General features: G+C 31.3%; 14 protein-coding genes and 1 pseudogene. 3 read left to right on the plus strand and 12 right to left on the minus strand.

Translation table 11 applies throughout. The features are described from left to right. The first annotated feature begins 162 nt into the window (after positions 1–162). From T367_RS0113475 to T367_RS0113485, 3 genes are all read left to right on the plus strand, one after another. The gene (locus T367_RS0113475; protein WP_157454237.1) at positions 163–804 is read left to right on the plus strand and encodes a hypothetical protein; all 642 of its coding nucleotides are present in this window, start codon (positions 163–165) and stop codon (positions 802–804) included. Between the two features lie 129 nt (positions 805–933). Next, the gene (locus T367_RS0113480; RefSeq protein ID WP_035844084.1) at positions 934–1,461 is read left to right on the plus strand and encodes an RNA polymerase sigma factor; all 528 of its coding nucleotides are present in this window, start codon (positions 934–936) and stop codon (positions 1,459–1,461) included. Between the two features lie 7 nt (positions 1,462–1,468). Continuing rightward, entirely contained in the window at positions 1,469–3,067 is a 1,599-nt protein-coding gene (locus tag T367_RS0113485) for a hypothetical protein (protein WP_027420323.1), read from the plus strand. Between the two features lie 168 nt (positions 3,068–3,235). Here the strand turns inward: T367_RS0113485 and T367_RS0113490 are convergent, their stop codons facing one another. The 12 genes and pseudogenes from T367_RS0113490 to T367_RS0113540 form a co-directional block, all read right to left on the minus strand. Continuing rightward, positions 3,236–3,664, minus strand: coding sequence for a hypothetical protein (locus tag T367_RS0113490; protein WP_027420324.1), 429 nt, complete (start codon positions 3,662–3,664; stop codon positions 3,236–3,238). Positions 3,665–3,720: 56 nt separating this feature from the next. Continuing rightward, positions 3,721–4,287: a Crp/Fnr family transcriptional regulator gene (locus tag T367_RS24045; protein ID WP_027420325.1), complete on the minus strand. Its 567-nt coding sequence runs from the start codon at positions 4,285–4,287 to the stop codon at positions 3,721–3,723. Between the two features lie 399 nt (positions 4,288–4,686). Further along, positions 4,687–6,129: a hypothetical protein gene (locus T367_RS0113500; protein WP_157454238.1), complete on the minus strand. Its 1,443-nt coding sequence runs from the start codon at positions 6,127–6,129 to the stop codon at positions 4,687–4,689. A 442-nt stretch (positions 6,130–6,571) separates the two neighbouring features. Continuing rightward, positions 6,572–7,258 carry a hypothetical protein gene (locus T367_RS0113505; protein WP_027420327.1) on the minus strand — a complete coding sequence of 229 codons (687 nt, stop codon included), beginning with the start codon at positions 7,256–7,258 and terminating at the stop codon, positions 6,572–6,574. 361 nt (positions 7,259–7,619) lie between these two features. Next, positions 7,620–7,937, minus strand: coding sequence for a hypothetical protein (locus T367_RS0113510; RefSeq protein ID WP_027420328.1), 318 nt, complete (start codon positions 7,935–7,937; stop codon positions 7,620–7,622). A 92-nt stretch (positions 7,938–8,029) separates the two neighbouring features. Beyond that, positions 8,030–8,167, minus strand: a pseudogene (locus tag T367_RS25620) (hypothetical protein); the annotation flags it as partial. A 12-nt stretch (positions 8,168–8,179) separates the two neighbouring features. Next, positions 8,180–8,371: a pentapeptide repeat-containing protein gene (locus T367_RS25625; RefSeq protein ID WP_027420329.1), complete on the minus strand. Its 192-nt coding sequence runs from the start codon at positions 8,369–8,371 to the stop codon at positions 8,180–8,182. Positions 8,372–8,374: 3 nt separating this feature from the next. Continuing rightward, positions 8,375–10,243, minus strand: a complete 1,869-nt coding sequence (locus T367_RS0113520) for a hypothetical protein (protein ID WP_027420330.1) — start codon at positions 10,241–10,243, stop codon at positions 8,375–8,377. 311 nt (positions 10,244–10,554) lie between these two features. Beyond that, positions 10,555–10,893, minus strand: coding sequence for a hypothetical protein (locus tag T367_RS0113525; RefSeq protein ID WP_027420331.1), 339 nt, complete (start codon positions 10,891–10,893; stop codon positions 10,555–10,557). 179 nt (positions 10,894–11,072) lie between these two features. Then, a complete protein-coding gene (locus T367_RS0113530; RefSeq protein ID WP_027420332.1) occupies positions 11,073–11,951 on the minus strand; it encodes a hypothetical protein in 879 nt (292 codons plus the stop codon). A gap of 111 nt (positions 11,952–12,062) precedes the next feature. Next, positions 12,063–13,610: a toxin-antitoxin system YwqK family antitoxin gene (locus T367_RS0113535; RefSeq protein ID WP_157454239.1), complete on the minus strand. Its 1,548-nt coding sequence runs from the start codon at positions 13,608–13,610 to the stop codon at positions 12,063–12,065. A gap of 450 nt (positions 13,611–14,060) precedes the next feature. Next, a complete protein-coding gene (locus T367_RS0113540) occupies positions 14,061–14,594 on the minus strand; it encodes a hypothetical protein (RefSeq protein ID WP_027420334.1) in 534 nt (177 codons plus the stop codon). Positions 14,595–14,827: the final 233 nt, after the last annotated feature.

The following is a 14,827-nucleotide window of genomic DNA, read 5'->3' on the forward strand; positions in this document are numbered from 1 at the left end:
TGAATAAATTTCAATCTTTACACTTTTAAAACCCTAATATTTACAACGCTTTCAAGACGGATATAAGATTTATTTGTAAAATAATTTAAAAGACCACCACCCACTTGACATTCATTCCTTCGTGTATATAAGCAGAACAAATTATTAACAAAAATGAAAAAAATGAAAAGAGTTTTTAAACAAGGCTGGATAGCCATTGCATTATTATCATTAAGTATTGGTATTACTTCATGTGAAGACGAAGTTGAATTTGATTGTATTGAATTAGAATTGAATATTGGAGACACTTGCGTAAATGATGCCGGAGATCTTGGAATTATAAATGAAGATTGCGAATGCGCACCAATTGATTTTGGTAGAGGTGATTTTGATTGTGTCGAATTAGCATTAAACATAGGGGACACTTGTTATACAGATGGAGGAGATATGGGGATTGTTTCTGAAACTTGTGAATGCGAACCAACCGATTTTGATGGAGATTATGATTGTATAGAATTAGCATTAAATATAGGGGACACTTGTTATACAGATGGAGGAGATATGGGGATTGTTTCTGAAACTTGTGAATGCGAACCAACCGATTTTGATGGAGATTATGATTGTATAGAATTAGCATTAAATATTGGAGACACTTGTTATACAGACGGAGGAGATATGGGCATCGTTTCTGAAACGTGTGAATGCGAACCAACCGATTTTGATGGAGATTATGATTGTCCTGAATTAGGTCTAAACATTGGTGATGAATGTTATACCCGTGGAGGTGATGAAGGGATGGTGACGGAAGAATGTGAATGTGAATAAGATAAAATAAACAATTTGGTCATAAGGTATGAATCGCGAAATGTGATTCATACCTTTCGAATGAAAATTATTATTAATACTTTTTATATATTCCTACACCTTAATATCTTGGCGGTATTCTTGTAAAACATGACAATTAGCGACGAAGTAATAGACTTAATAAAAAAGAAAGATCGTAAGATTGAATTAGACTTGTATCGCTCATGTTTTGGTATAATGATGAGTACTACAAATCGCTATTACATTAACAAAGAGGATTCTAAATTGGTGATAAATACAGCATTTTTAAAAGTGCTGAATAACAAAGATAAATACAAAAAGAACAACCCTTTTAAAGCCTGGGTAAAACGGATTGTATTGAATGAAATAATAGATGAATACAGGAGAACAAAAAAACATAAATCAATTTTCATTCATACTGAAAACCAAAGCTCTGAATCAATAACCTTGAATTCTGCCGAATTTAAGCTAGAGGCAGATTATTTGGATTTTGTTTTAAAAAGTCTTCCCCCTGGTACAAGAACGGTTTTTAACCTATTCGCCATAGATGGATATAGCCACAAAGAAATTGGCGAAAAAATGAAAATTAGTATTGAAACCTCTAAATGGCATGTAAAAGAGGCGCGTAAAAGATTAAAAATTTTATTAAAAAAGTAACTGTACGTTGAAAGAAAATGATGACATAGATAGGTTATTTAAATCCGCTCTTGAAGAACGTGAATTTGATATTACTCCAGATTTTGTTGAAAATTTGGAGGAAAGTCTTGATCAGCAAGAGGATTTAGAACTGGATGATTTCTTCAAGAATAAACTGGAAGAAAGGATCTTTGTGTTTGATGATAGTTATGTCGCCGATTTAAATCAAAAGTTAGATAATAGATCCGACGAAAAAAAGCGAAAGACAATCTATTGGTGGTTAATTGGATTGGGCCTATTGTTTTTAGGTGGAATCTTTTGTATATCGCGTTTTTCCAACGACAAATCACAACAATTACCAACATCTGGGGCATCTATCGAAACGATGACAATTATCGATTCGGATGAATTAACGTCAGAGAATGTACAGAAGAATATAGTAGTAACAAATGTTAATTATTCTCATGAACCAAATGAGCATTCAGAAGTTTCCCTTTTCAACAAAAGCACCGTTAAAAAGTTAGATGAGCAGTTATTGAGTAGTGATACGAATTCAAGTCGCAAGCATAGTTTTCAAACCTACAGCCGCCAAAAACAACATCTTAAAAAAACTACGAACAATAATGAATTTAAGCCCAAAATTCATCATGACAAACAAGTTGGACCCATTGGTAGTGCTCCGACACATTTAAACGCAACAAATTTCACTCCAAAAATTGGCTTAAATCCATTTCTAAAACGAGATTTATACAAGATAGATACTGAATCGAACTATTTAAGTCTGCCAGATATCCCACTGCCAAATACATTGATTTCAAACCAATCATTGGGGACAATGACAGTTTTAAATGAAGACAGCAAAACAGAAACGGAACAATCAATAGATTCAGTTGATCTAGCAGATTCAGCTGATCCAGCTCCAGATTTTTCTGATGTAGACAATTCAAATGGACAATTCTCAATTCAAGCAGCATTTGGAATTAATTATGTGTCTAAGAAATTCGATAAAAACTCAGGGATATATATCGATAAAAGAAAAGAAGAAGAGAAAGAAATAATCACTCCAAGTTTTGATTTAAACGTTAATTACCATCTCTCCAATTGGCAAATTAAATCGGGCATAAATTATTCAAGTTTTGGTGAAAAATTGGCATATAATAATTTAATTCAGACAATAATATTTGATACTGCTTATGTGACCGACATATCAGGAAATATTGACACTATATACACTCCAATAGACACAATAACGACATCAGATCCAAACTCAAATTTACCCATTAAGAACAACATCAATAAATATCATTATTTAACCATTCCAATTGGAATGGGCTATACTTTTAATCTTCCAAATTCAGGTTTTAGCATCACTCCTAGATTTGGAATTGGTCTCCGTTTTGCCTTGAATACAACCGGTAATTATATTTCAGAAGAAATGGATAAAATAATTTTATTAGAAGAAAGTCGTTTTCAAATGAGTTACCATGCTTCTATGGCATTAGGATATAAATGGAAAAAAATTGGAATCTATTTTGAGCCAAAATTCGACTCAAATTTTAAAACTTTTAATGACATACACCGATATCGTTCATTCGGGTTGAATTTCGGTATGACTTATTTTTTATAACGATTCGACGTGCTACTTTTGTTAATCAATTAAGTTTCATCACGCGCACTATTCACTTTTATCCAAAAACGGAATAGCTGAACTTTTGCTTCGATTGAACTACTGACCAAAAAAGTCTGTGAGGACTTTTGTAAGTAGACAAGAAACCAGTAATAGATTATAGACGGTTTAAGTGTAGTTTTTTATTTCTGTTGTTGGTAGTAATCTAGCATCTTCTAATCCCGCAGTTCTATGTCCTACATTATTTAAATAAATTTTACTTTCGGCAAATTTCATAAATGTTTGGACTGATTGGTGCTCAACCAAGAGAACAGCATCCCATTTTTCTGATTCAGGTCCAATTAGGAAATTATTACTCGCTCCATAAAATAGAATTTTACTACCTAATTTATTAAGTTCAAGTAATGTGTTATCTGTATATAATTTATATGCTTCTTCTCCACTAATGTCTTTTTGTGGTTTTATAGATTCTAAATTTGTATAATCAGCTTTTGATTTAAACTTTAATAAATTTAGCATTACAATCTTTCCTTTTTGATGGAAATTTAAATAGAATTCTTTGCCCGTTTCTGGTGTTGCGTTAATGTGCTTAATCATATTTTATTATTTCACACAAATGTTAGATTAATATTCTAAATATCCATTGATATAGGTCAAGAATGGAAAGTAATTTTATTTCTAATTCGACTAACTGTTTCTGGACTTACATTTAGATAAGAAGCAATTTCATATTGTGGAATTTCGGTCGTTATTCTTCTATTCATTTTAACCAATTTTAAATATCTTTGTTCAGCATTTAAAAGTCTAATGTCCTCTAGTTTTTTTGCTGTAGAAATGAATAGTTGTTCAGATATTTGTCTTGCCATTTTTTCTACAAATGCATGTTTACTTGCTAATTCTTCAAGTTTCTTTCTTGTTATTATTCTTAGTACAGCGTCTTTTAGGCAGACAATTTCCTTATTTGATTCTTCTTGCCTTAAAAAACTATAATAATTTGCCACAAACTGATTTTCAAAAACAAAATCATCAATAACTGATTTATCATTTCCTATTAATGTACACTTTAAAAGTCCTTTCTCAACGAATCCAATTCTATTAGAAACCTTTTTGTAGGCTACAAATTTTTCCCCCTTAATTAAATCTATTTTCTCAAAAGAATCAGAGAATAATTCAGCATCAGATTCTGAGATTTCAAAGTTTTTTATAAGGAAATTTTTCATTTTCGTGATTAATAATTCCTAACATCCGCATAAAGTTAACTTTGATCGAGCTATATAACTCATTTATCCCTTTGTAAATACTTGTAAACATTTACAGCTGCTAAAAGAGAATTCCAAGTTAGGGTTGCGGGTTGTTAATTTATCAAATATAGCATTCTTGGTCAAACATTGGTAATCTACTGAGCATTAATAGGAAAAAGGCTTTGCAGATATTCATATTGGGGTTGAGTTAGAACAAAGTAAAATTGGAACAATTATGAGTATTATATTTTTGAAAGAAGAGATTAGATTGAACATGATTATGATAAGTTCCAGTTTACACAATAACTAATAATTACAAATTTTGTTACATTTTATGTCAAATCGGAGTAAATCTTATTTTCTTAGCTTGTGTTATAGTTATTTTAATTTATCTAATTTATTTTTCAGATCATTAAGTGTGACTGATTTTAAATCAAGATTTTCAGATTTGTTCATACCAATGACGATGTCCTTCATACCAAACATTATTCGATTCTGATCATAACCAATCGCAACCAAGGTACCACTAGCACCCTTTGGTAACTTATTGTAACCTTCTTTATGATCGGTGAATGAGTACTTATTAGTTTGTTTCGATTTCGCATTGATCATAACTTGTCGATCATTTATTATTAAGAAAACAGTCGATGGATTATTGTTAGTAATAACCTCTATATCCATTTCGATGGCTCGCGGATCATTATAAATCACATCTAAGTTAATCCATCCAAAATCAGTGGCATCGTACGCTGTTCGCGCATTATAAATATTTACATATGATTCATATGAATTGATATAATTTTCAAATAAAGTTGTGTCTGCGACTAAATTAGGATCGACCTTTTCAAGCTTCTCCTTTACGAAACCTCGGAATTTTTTTAAGATACGGTCGAAATAGTCTTTGGCACTATTCGTCAACCATTCATGTGCTTCAATTTGAGATTTAGTAAGGTTAGTTCTTTTGTCATTAACGTAAAAACCTACCTCTCTGACTGAATCTTCGTATAATTTGTCAACCATCATTTGATCAATTTCCCAAAGATTTTTATCAATATTTTCAATATAAAGACGGACCAATTCAGGAATACAGTAAGCATCATATCTAGATTTAAATTCTTTAGTTGCTAGTAAAGTCTTTTCATATTTTAGAATATCATCTTTGATGTAATAATGTATGTTGTCTCCAGAAACTTCAGTGTTTACAATGCCATAAAATTCAGAACATTCTGTTAAGCATCCTTTCGGTAGATGATGCTGACTTATATAAAGAATTGGGTACGCAATTAATGATTTAGAAGTTTCTTTCATTTCCCCCCAATTCATTTGACCGTTTTGATTTCTTTCCCCAAGAAATATATTGGGAGAATTAATTTTTCTAGCGGTCATTTCTATTCTGATTGATTTTCCATTTGAGATTTTTAGAGAATTTCCTTTTTTGTCAATTGCATTCACGTATATCATACCACCCGATTCGAGAAGTTTATCATTATGTACTGTTTGAAGGTTAGAAAGAAAATAATCAGCTTTCGTAAAATGCTCTTTAGCTTCAAAGGTTATTTCACCAGTAACGAAATTTCCTTTTTCATCCACAATTGTGTTTTTGGGAATTAGTATTACCGTCCCTGAGTCACAAATGATTGAATTGTCTTGGGCTGGATTAATTTTAAACGATTGAATTTCTGGAGCTATTTTTTCAATTTCTTTAACCAATTCTTGTGGCAAGTCACCAAATAAAGGGTCAATATCTTTTTGAGTGGTGTTAGTTCCACCACAGCTTGACAATAGGGATATAATCGTAAATAAAAGAGTGCATCTGTTCATGTGATTTTCTTATCAACTATAACTTATTTATTCGTTTGTAAAGGCTTGTAAACAAGTACAAAATGCTAAAAGAGAGTTTCAAGTTAGGGTTGCGGGTTGTTATTTACTCAAATATAGCATTCCTTGTTAAATATCGGTAATCTGCTGAGCATTAATAGGCAAAAGGCTTTGCAGATATTAATATTTGGGGTTAAGTTAGAAGATCACGCGAAACGGCTCCACCTGTGCTGCGATGCCCTGAGATTGTCGCAGTGAGCATTTGACAAAGTAAATGGATCCGTCAAACCGCCAAAGGTCGATCGCGCACAATATTCAACGGTCTCCGCTGAGTTTATCGAAGTGCTAGCCTTGTTGCTGAGCATTTTGTCGAAGTACGCACTCCAGTCAATCCTGGCTGGAGCGTCTACTCGATTGAAGGTAGTTTTAAATTGGTTTATTTCGTTTAAAAAATAATCTCAACTACGTTCTCATCATTCGGTTCAATTGTGACGAGTACTGATTCATAAGTCGTAATTCCATTTTTTTTCACACGTTGAGAAATCTCATATTCTCCTGCTGGATAGCGACCTTCTCCGCCGAGTGATTCACAACCAAAAGCTCTATGACCTTCTCTTTCCCAAATATCACTTTCTGGGTCAAGTTTAGAAGCTGGTTCATATTCTAAATGACGCATAATTAGTGTTACCTCGTCTGAGGAACCAAGACAATCTTCATTTGTCATATCAAAGGATACATCAAACAGTTTAACAAATTTTAACTCGAAAGTATTGTCATCAAAATTATCTAACACGAAATCAAATGGGTCACTATTGATTAAATAATATGTGTCAATAAAATTATAATCTAACGCCAGATGGTATCTCCATCTTTTTCCTTTAGCTTTAAATCCTCCCTTAAAATATCCATTTTCAATAATCCCTTCAAGTGGCGAACTATGTTTAGCTTTGAAATTTCCACCAGCGTCAGATTTTTTCCCATTCACAGAAAACGGGATATTCTCTATTGCCTCACCTGTTATTCCATTAGTTATTTGGATTTCGATTGCCGTCCATTTAATTGCTTGTTCCTTTTGACAACCAATTAAAATAATTAGAGTTATTAAGATTGTGATAACGTTTCTTATATTCATGATACAAAGGTAACTGATATGTTTTCCTATTCATTATTAGATTTCGTAACGCAAGTCAATTGGTTGCGATTTTCGTAAATTTTTAATTTGAACTCGGATTAATTGATTTTTTTGTAAAAGGAAGAGTGGGATAAGGTATTTCTACGAGAAAATAGTTTAAAATACAAAATGACACTTAAGATCTTGATTCAACGTAAGACTGAAGGGAATAATACTTGTATCTTGTTCAATAAGTAATGGCTTATTGAATTTAATTAATAGATTTTGATGGAGTTTCGTTATCCATTAGAAATTTAAATCACAGGTAACCAAAGATTAGCGAAGCATTTAATTTACATACCATGTTTTGTGGTTAGTTTTTCTATTCAAAATGTTCATCTAAATCTGATTCATTCTCGTATTTAAAAATATCTTTTACCCAAGGATATCTTTTCCAATGTTCAAACATTGAATATTCTCTATGTTCTTTTTGTATTTCAGGATAAATTGTTAAACAAGTATTATTAGGAATAAGTTCACTTAATTCTTGAGGAATACTTTTCGCCTCGGCCAGGTAGGCAACGATGAATTTTGACATTCTAACTATTAATCCAACCGTTTCAGTTAAATCGCGATTTTTAGGTTTTTCAAAATCAAAAAGTATCGGAACATAATCTTTAGATGTTAAAACACTTTTCAAATATTTGAACCGATAAATAACAGTCTATAAATTTAGCTTTCTGTAGATTGCAATTAAATAAATTTGATATCACAATTTTCGCTACTGTAAAATCAACTTCTTACAGAATTGAACCAGTTAAAAGTATGGACCATTGAGGAGTTAATAAATTTGGCGTAATTACAAATAGACTCAATCATATTATTCGTAATTAAGTTCTTATCACTTAAATCAGTATTTATAAAATTGGCTTTGGAGAAATTTTAAAATGAACAATTGGCATTATTTATTCTAGCATTTTCTAAATTTGCGTTAATAAAATCGCAATTTAGAATTATTGAATCACTCAAATTGGCTCCTTTAAAGTTTGTATTATCACAATTATATCTACTTAAAACAAATTTGGATAAATTAGCGTTTTCTAAATTTGGTATTTTGATATTGTGATTGCCCATTTCCTATTTAGATTTTAATTGATTTTCGAGTTCGACAATCGCATTTTTAGCCGTAAAATGGCGAGATTCTGCAAAACTGTCTGACTCTGTGCGTACCAACTGCTCTAAAAAGTGAAGATCTGCCCTATTTCCAAAGGTTAAGATATACATATAGAAACCATTTATTACTCTGTTTTCATTTTTTCGAATTCTATGATAGAATTCGTTGTCTAATGCAGTGATTTCACCGTCTAAAGTTGTGAGTGCAACTTTTTCGCCTCGAATACCTATTTTTTGAGCTAACACTTGTTTTTCTTGGTGAAAAAGGTCAACTATGCTATCTCGATTTGTAAACGTACTATTGTTCTTTTTTATTAGGGTTACGTAGTATTCATAATTGCCCAAAGAGTCGTAAAAGACATGAGTATCAACCTCTTTAATTTTATCAGCTTTGAGTTGTTGTTTGATCACTTTGTTCAGAGAATCTTGTAAATGTCTTTTATCTTCAAATAAATGTGGGTTTTCTCTGTATTTAAAGCCATAACTTGTGTATTCGCCAAAAGCATTGTAAACAGTTTCGTGAAGGTCATTAACATCATATTCTAAACAAATACGAATATTTGTTTCAAATACTTGTCCATATTGGTAAGATTTCAAATGACTGTGGTCTTGAACTAACTTTTTCATCTGTAATTTAAAATAGTTTACAGTTGTTGACCTATCTCTTTTAAATAGAACTCCTGCAGTAAGTGGCGTGTAAGTATTAGGGTCATTTTCAAAACATTGTTTAATTAATAAAGGAAATAATGTATCACAATTATATTTATTTGCCCTAATTGAAATACTACAAATAAGGAGATTAGAGAAATTTTCAGTTTTTAGTCGATTGTAGAGTATATCAATATAAGTCCGATCTTTGTTGAATTCTAAAACATGCTGTGCACGCTCCATAAGAGCTTCATTTTTTGTCAGTAATAATTTATGCATTACTGGAATAACAGGGTCATATTTTATTTTATTAAAGTACCAAAGTAACTCTTTAATTTCACCAGTAACTTCAGGTGTCTCTACGGTAAATACATCTTCGCTTTGCTCTATCAAACTGTCTATTAAGGCTGTAAGTTGTGGAGCTATTAATTCAATTTTATTATTGATAGCTGCTATAACTACTTCATTTTTTAGTTCTCTACGTGCAGAATTGAGATAACGGAGCAAAAAAGCATCCGATTTTTCGCCCTTAATACCAGCAACATTATGAATTAACGCCTTTTGCAAGTCTTCATTCATTTCTTCTTCATAGGTGTCAAAAATATCATTCCAGATTGTGTTTTTTGAAAACGAGAGTAATTTAAAGTAGTAGATTTCGTCCTCAATTGGGTTTGTCTCTTTCAGTTTTTTAATTATTTCAGTATGAAATCTAGCAGCATTAAAATCACTCTGATAAATTGCTGTTGCTAGTGACTCAATTTGATTTAATAAATGCCATTTTCCATTTTTGACATATGGATTTGTAAGATCAATTGAAATGTTCTTATCTTCAATTAGATAAGCCCCAACCCACCCAAAAGAACCATAACAAGCATTCGCATTAATTGCTTTTAGAATTGCGGAAGTATCCGACTTTGACCAAATTTCGTTGATTTCACCCTCCCAGAAAAATCGATTAATAGCCTTAATAGTATCAGCTAGAAACACTAAATACGTTTGTCCATAAGCCTCACCTTTTGTAAGTATACTGCTATTAATCCAAATTTCTTTTTCAATAATAGGATCACCGTAAGACTCAAGAACTTCAACCTTCGAAAAAAACTGACTTGAACTGAGAACTTTTACTTTTACAACATGTTTTGTTTCTTCAAACACCTCCTCCCATGTATATTGATGAATTAACATGCCAAATCCAAATTTGGCGGAAAGAAAACAAATTAGTATTATGGTTTTACACATGGCGTATTATATAAGTGTTGTATAGTAAATTGTTACAGATATTTGATTTATTCAAAAGGATTCAATTCTTTCTATTGTATTTTTATTAAAAAGTCTCTTGTAGGGTGGGAGAAGTTATCACTCAACTTTTTTTAGGGTATTGTAGCTAACGCCAGTTCGTCTAATAACCTTAAAAATAGATGTAATTTTAGAATTACATCGCTTGTTTGTAGGCGATTTTGTATCTGAGTAGTTGGTATCGAATAAAAAATAATATTCTAACCAATACTTTCATCCTTTTTTTCTTTAACCATAAAATAGAGGGCTAATACACATAGAAAAATTGAGATGTCAATTATATAGATGATATTTGAAATTTTATCACTAAGCTCTGTTTGATCTTCCATTGATCCCCGTATTTCTTGAATGTCTAGTTGAAGTTCATTGTTTCGTTCTTCGTTATTAACATTTTCTTTTAACTGTTCGCTTTTTTCAAGGAATCTTGTGAATTGATCCACGAACTTTGTACTATCCGTTGAGTTTCGAAGCAAATAATTCGAATAAGATAATCCTCCAACAATTAGTATTAATATTATTTTAGGTAAAATCTTTTTCATAATTAAGTCATTTTCTTTTCAAAGAAGTTTTATTAAGTCAAATCGCAATAAAACCTAACGTTTATGTATAAGGAAAGTTGCGTGTTTGTGTGCGAGGATTTTCCGAAGGAAAATCAGATGCAAGCAAACGAGCAATAACCTTTAGATTAAGCCAAAATAGCAATTTTTTTTATACGGTGTTAGGCATAGTCTTTTCCGATTTTTAATAACTTTTTCATTTCCTTTTCAGAATCTAATTTCATTCGTTTAATAAATTCTGTATAATTCTTTATCAATTTTGATTTTCTTGGCGTTTTTAAAATAAACTCAATCTTTTCTTTTTCCGTATACTGAAAGTCATAACCGAATTTGTTTAAAAACGACAATAAAGTCAGGTGTAATAATTTTAGTCGGTCGTAACGAAGCCTTTCCTCTTCGCTTGAAATTCCGTCGATAAATTCACATAACTGGGAATATTCCATTTGGCAGTAATTTAAATCGTCGAACATATTAGCATAATCAGTAACTTCTTCTCCTTTTACTAAAATTATTGAAATATTCTGAAAATTATTTCTAAAGAAATGGTCAGTCGGATTATTTGAATCATATTCAATTCCTTTGAACAATGCTAAATCACACATTAATTGAGGGAATATTTTAATGTACTTTATAAAATCTAAATCATCTTTAGATGCAATTGTTGTATCTAAATAAATCATTTGTTTGTCGATTATTCTTAACCAACCATAAAAAGAAAGAATTCTATAAATAAATGAATTAAAGTAATTATTTCCGTCCTCAAAGTAATCCCCATCTACCTTATGCCAATTCTTTTGGTGATTATTCGTGAAATTCCAAAGTCTGTGATTTAGTTCTTCAGCACTATTTAAAAGATGAGTTTTATTCTTAGCTAAAACTTCTTTGATTTTTTTTCTTTGTTCGTATTTATGTTCTTGATTTAATCTAAATTTCAAAAATTTTCTATCAACAATTGGTTTTAAAATGAATATAGTTAACACAGCCGTAATTGCAGAAATAATCGCGGTTACTATTTTTGTGTCTGATAAAATTTCATTCATTCGTTGAGTTTTTTTAGATTATGCCTAATAAAATTAGGCATTTATGCCGAACAGCTACGCTGTGAATTTTATTTTTTGTTATAAGCCGTTTTCAGTTTCCATTTATTCTGTTTATTTTCTGTAAATCGGATTATAGTAAAAGTCACTATGATTGCATTCAGGAAACAAATACATTAAATAATGTTCATATAATAGCTCATTATATTCTGTAGTATTTTTAATAATAATTTTGTCTTGGGCATCTGCGTTTCTAATATGCATATTTCCATCTGGATATACTATGTATTCCTCAGCTAATGTGTCAAAGAGCATATGGGGTGACTTCCATTTAAAAACTGAATCGGAATAAATCTTAACTTCAGCGTAATCTAAACTATTATTGCTAAAAAAAAATCTCCGCACTTCATAATCCACGGGCGCGTAACTACCATTATGCTCATAAAATTTTGAACTGGCTGCTGAAAAATAAGTTTTAGACAAACCAATGAGCTTATCATTTTTAAAAGTTTTGGTTGCCTGCAAATCACCATTTGGCCTATAAAAAGACCAAATTCCATCTTTTTTTCCATTTTTGAACTTTCCAGTAATAGCTGTAGAATCATTGTAATATAGATATTTCCAATTCCCATTTTTAGGAATTTTCTGCTGAATCTGAGAATGGTTGAAATAAAATTCAGAGTATCTATTTCCTGTCAACACTTTATACCTCCAGACACCTATCATTGCCCCGTTTTTTAATTGACCATTTGCAACTGTATCTATTTTCCAAGATTCATGAAAATATGGTCTCAAGTCTTTTGCTAAAACAATCATATCCTCATTGTTAGCAAATTCATCTTGCAAATTTTCGGAGATGATTTTATTTATTGAGCTAAGTGACATGTATGGAAATGAACCTTCATTATTTGATTTTACTTTAAGGTTTTCCCAAAAAAATGTTTTAATTGCAAAGATATCTGCGTCAAATACGTTCTCGCTGTTTAATTGATCAAGTTGCGTGAGCTGATGTGGGAAAGCGATATCTAGATAATTAGTATAAAAATTCAGGTTTTCCAAATTCACAAATGACAACAATTCGTAACTAGGTGTTGCAGATATTTCTAGTGTTTTTAAATTGCTAAATGGTGTTAAATCATCAATTAGTTGTGAATCGTATATACAATAGTTATAAGTGAAACTTTCAAGATTATTTTTTTTAATTAAAGTCTTGTAGGTGTGCCATGTTTTCAACTCTAAATTGTCACATTCCAATTCGATATGAATTGATTTTAAATACGGGAAATCTATCTGCTTAAAAAAAGGTGTTTTTATTGCAGGTTTATCCGCTTTACGGAAACAAATAAAACATAAGGCCTCTATTTTTAATTGTTCTGGGGCAACAATGGTATCTTTAAAAATAATCTTTTTGCCAACTAGTTCGCTCCATCTAATACTAAAGCTTTTAGTTGAATCAATAAACTGCATAGAATAAGATGAACAAGGAAGCCCTCCTGTACCTGATTCCGAACGGCCACCTAGCTCTGATTCTAAATGATTACCGTATACACCAATTGTAAGCGTAAAGGCTTGATCGAGATCAATGGGGCAAGGGCGATCCGTCATTTGAGACCATCCAAAAAAGAGAGAAGATAAATAGGGTATTAGTAAAAGGTATTTCACAAAAATAGTGTTTTTTGTATAATTTAATCGTTTTTTTTAATGGCTTATAACGGTTGAACAACCGAATAAAACACACTCCCATTTGTTAAACATTTGTAAACACTTATTATCCGTTTGTAAACATTTACAGCTGCTAAAAGAGAATTCCAAGTTAGGTATTCGGGTTGTTATTTTCTCAAATATAGCATTCCTTGATAAATATTGATAATCTGCTGAGCATTAATAGGAAAAAGGCTTTACAGATATTAATATTTAGGGTTAAGATAGATTACCACGAGATAGTCCCGATAGGAATTTGGACTTGCGGTAGCGGGTATGTGACTGGCTTTTGGGGATTAGATGTTCTCCTTTTGTATAGGTTGAGCCGAAGCAGAGGAGTTATTGTGGAGTGGTGAATATCGTTTAATGTAATATGCGTTTTTAATGCTTTTCACATAGTTTTAGCGCATTTTATTTTATTTCAAACTTTACTGGTTCAGCATTATTATAGTTCAACTCGTACGTTCCTTTCGTCAAATCATTACTTAACTGAACAACCGATAATAGGTTATATTCTTTTTTAAATTCTCCGTCAGGTAAGATTGTTGTTTTGAATTGTTCGGCCTCTTCTATTGTATAAGTTTGAGAACTCATGAATGCCCAATGTTGCCTAACCAAGGATTTGCCTTTTGAGTCTATAATATCTAATTCGGTGCCTGTAGGATAATCTCCTGCGTCAATCCAGATATTTATTTTTTCCGTAGTTGTGTTTTTGGCAACTAATGAGATTTTAATAGCTTCATCAATTGAATATACTTCTTTGTCCAAAAAGATTTCATATTGAAGAAAATCACTTTTGTTATGTTTGATTTCTGTTTGTTTAATCGTTTTATCAACCATACTTGAAGCTTGCTTTTTGAAAGAGTCAGCATCATTATGCTGGGGTTCTTCATTACAGCTCCATAAGCCTAATACGAATATGATTGTTGCTCCTAGATATTTCATGTTTTAATTTTCGCCAACCGAATAAAGTTAACGTCAACTTTAGCTCAATTATATAAACTCCACTTCATTTCCTAAAACATGCACAAAATGCTAAAAAGAGAATTTCAAGTTAGTTGTTCGGGTTGTAATTTTCTCAAATATAGCATTCCTTGATAAATATTGATAATCTACTGAGCATTAATAGGAAAAAGGCTTTGCAGATATTCATATTTAGGGTTAAGATAGATTACCGC

Source organism: Crocinitomix catalasitica ATCC 23190, from assembly GCF_000621625.1.
Classification (GTDB): Bacteria; Bacteroidota; Bacteroidia; order Flavobacteriales_D; family Crocinitomicaceae; genus Crocinitomix; species Crocinitomix catalasitica.

What these genes read in the sequence shown, in the direction of transcription:
- T367_RS0113475 (WP_157454237.1), top strand. Translation starts at nt 163, where the DNA reads ATGAAAAGAGTTTTTAAACAAGGCTGGATAGCCATTGCATTATTATCA.
- T367_RS0113480 (WP_035844084.1), top strand. Translation starts at nt 934, where the DNA reads ATGACAATTAGCGACGAAGTAATAGACTTAATAAAAAAGAAAGATCGT.
- T367_RS0113490 (WP_027420324.1), bottom strand. Translation starts at nt 3,664, where the DNA reads ATGATTAAGCACATTAACGCAACACCAGAAACGGGCAAAGAATTCTAT.
- T367_RS24045 (WP_027420325.1), bottom strand. Translation starts at nt 4,287, where the DNA reads ATGAAAAATTTCCTTATAAAAAACTTTGAAATCTCAGAATCTGATGCT.
- T367_RS0113500 (WP_157454238.1), bottom strand. Translation starts at nt 6,129, where the DNA reads ATGAACAGATGCACTCTTTTATTTACGATTATATCCCTATTGTCAAGC.
- T367_RS0113505 (WP_027420327.1), bottom strand. Translation starts at nt 7,258, where the DNA reads ATGAATATAAGAAACGTTATCACAATCTTAATAACTCTAATTATTTTA.
- T367_RS25625 (WP_027420329.1), bottom strand. Translation starts at nt 8,371, where the DNA reads ATGGGCAATCACAATATCAAAATACCAAATTTAGAAAACGCTAATTTA.
- T367_RS0113520 (WP_027420330.1), bottom strand. Translation starts at nt 10,243, where the DNA reads ATGTTAATTCATCAATATACATGGGAGGAGGTGTTTGAAGAAACAAAA.
- T367_RS0113525 (WP_027420331.1), bottom strand. Translation starts at nt 10,893, where the DNA reads ATGAAAAAGATTTTACCTAAAATAATATTAATACTAATTGTTGGAGGA.
- T367_RS0113530 (WP_027420332.1), bottom strand. Translation starts at nt 11,951, where the DNA reads ATGAATGAAATTTTATCAGACACAAAAATAGTAACCGCGATTATTTCT.
- T367_RS0113540 (WP_027420334.1), bottom strand. Translation starts at nt 14,594, where the DNA reads ATGAAATATCTAGGAGCAACAATCATATTCGTATTAGGCTTATGGAGC.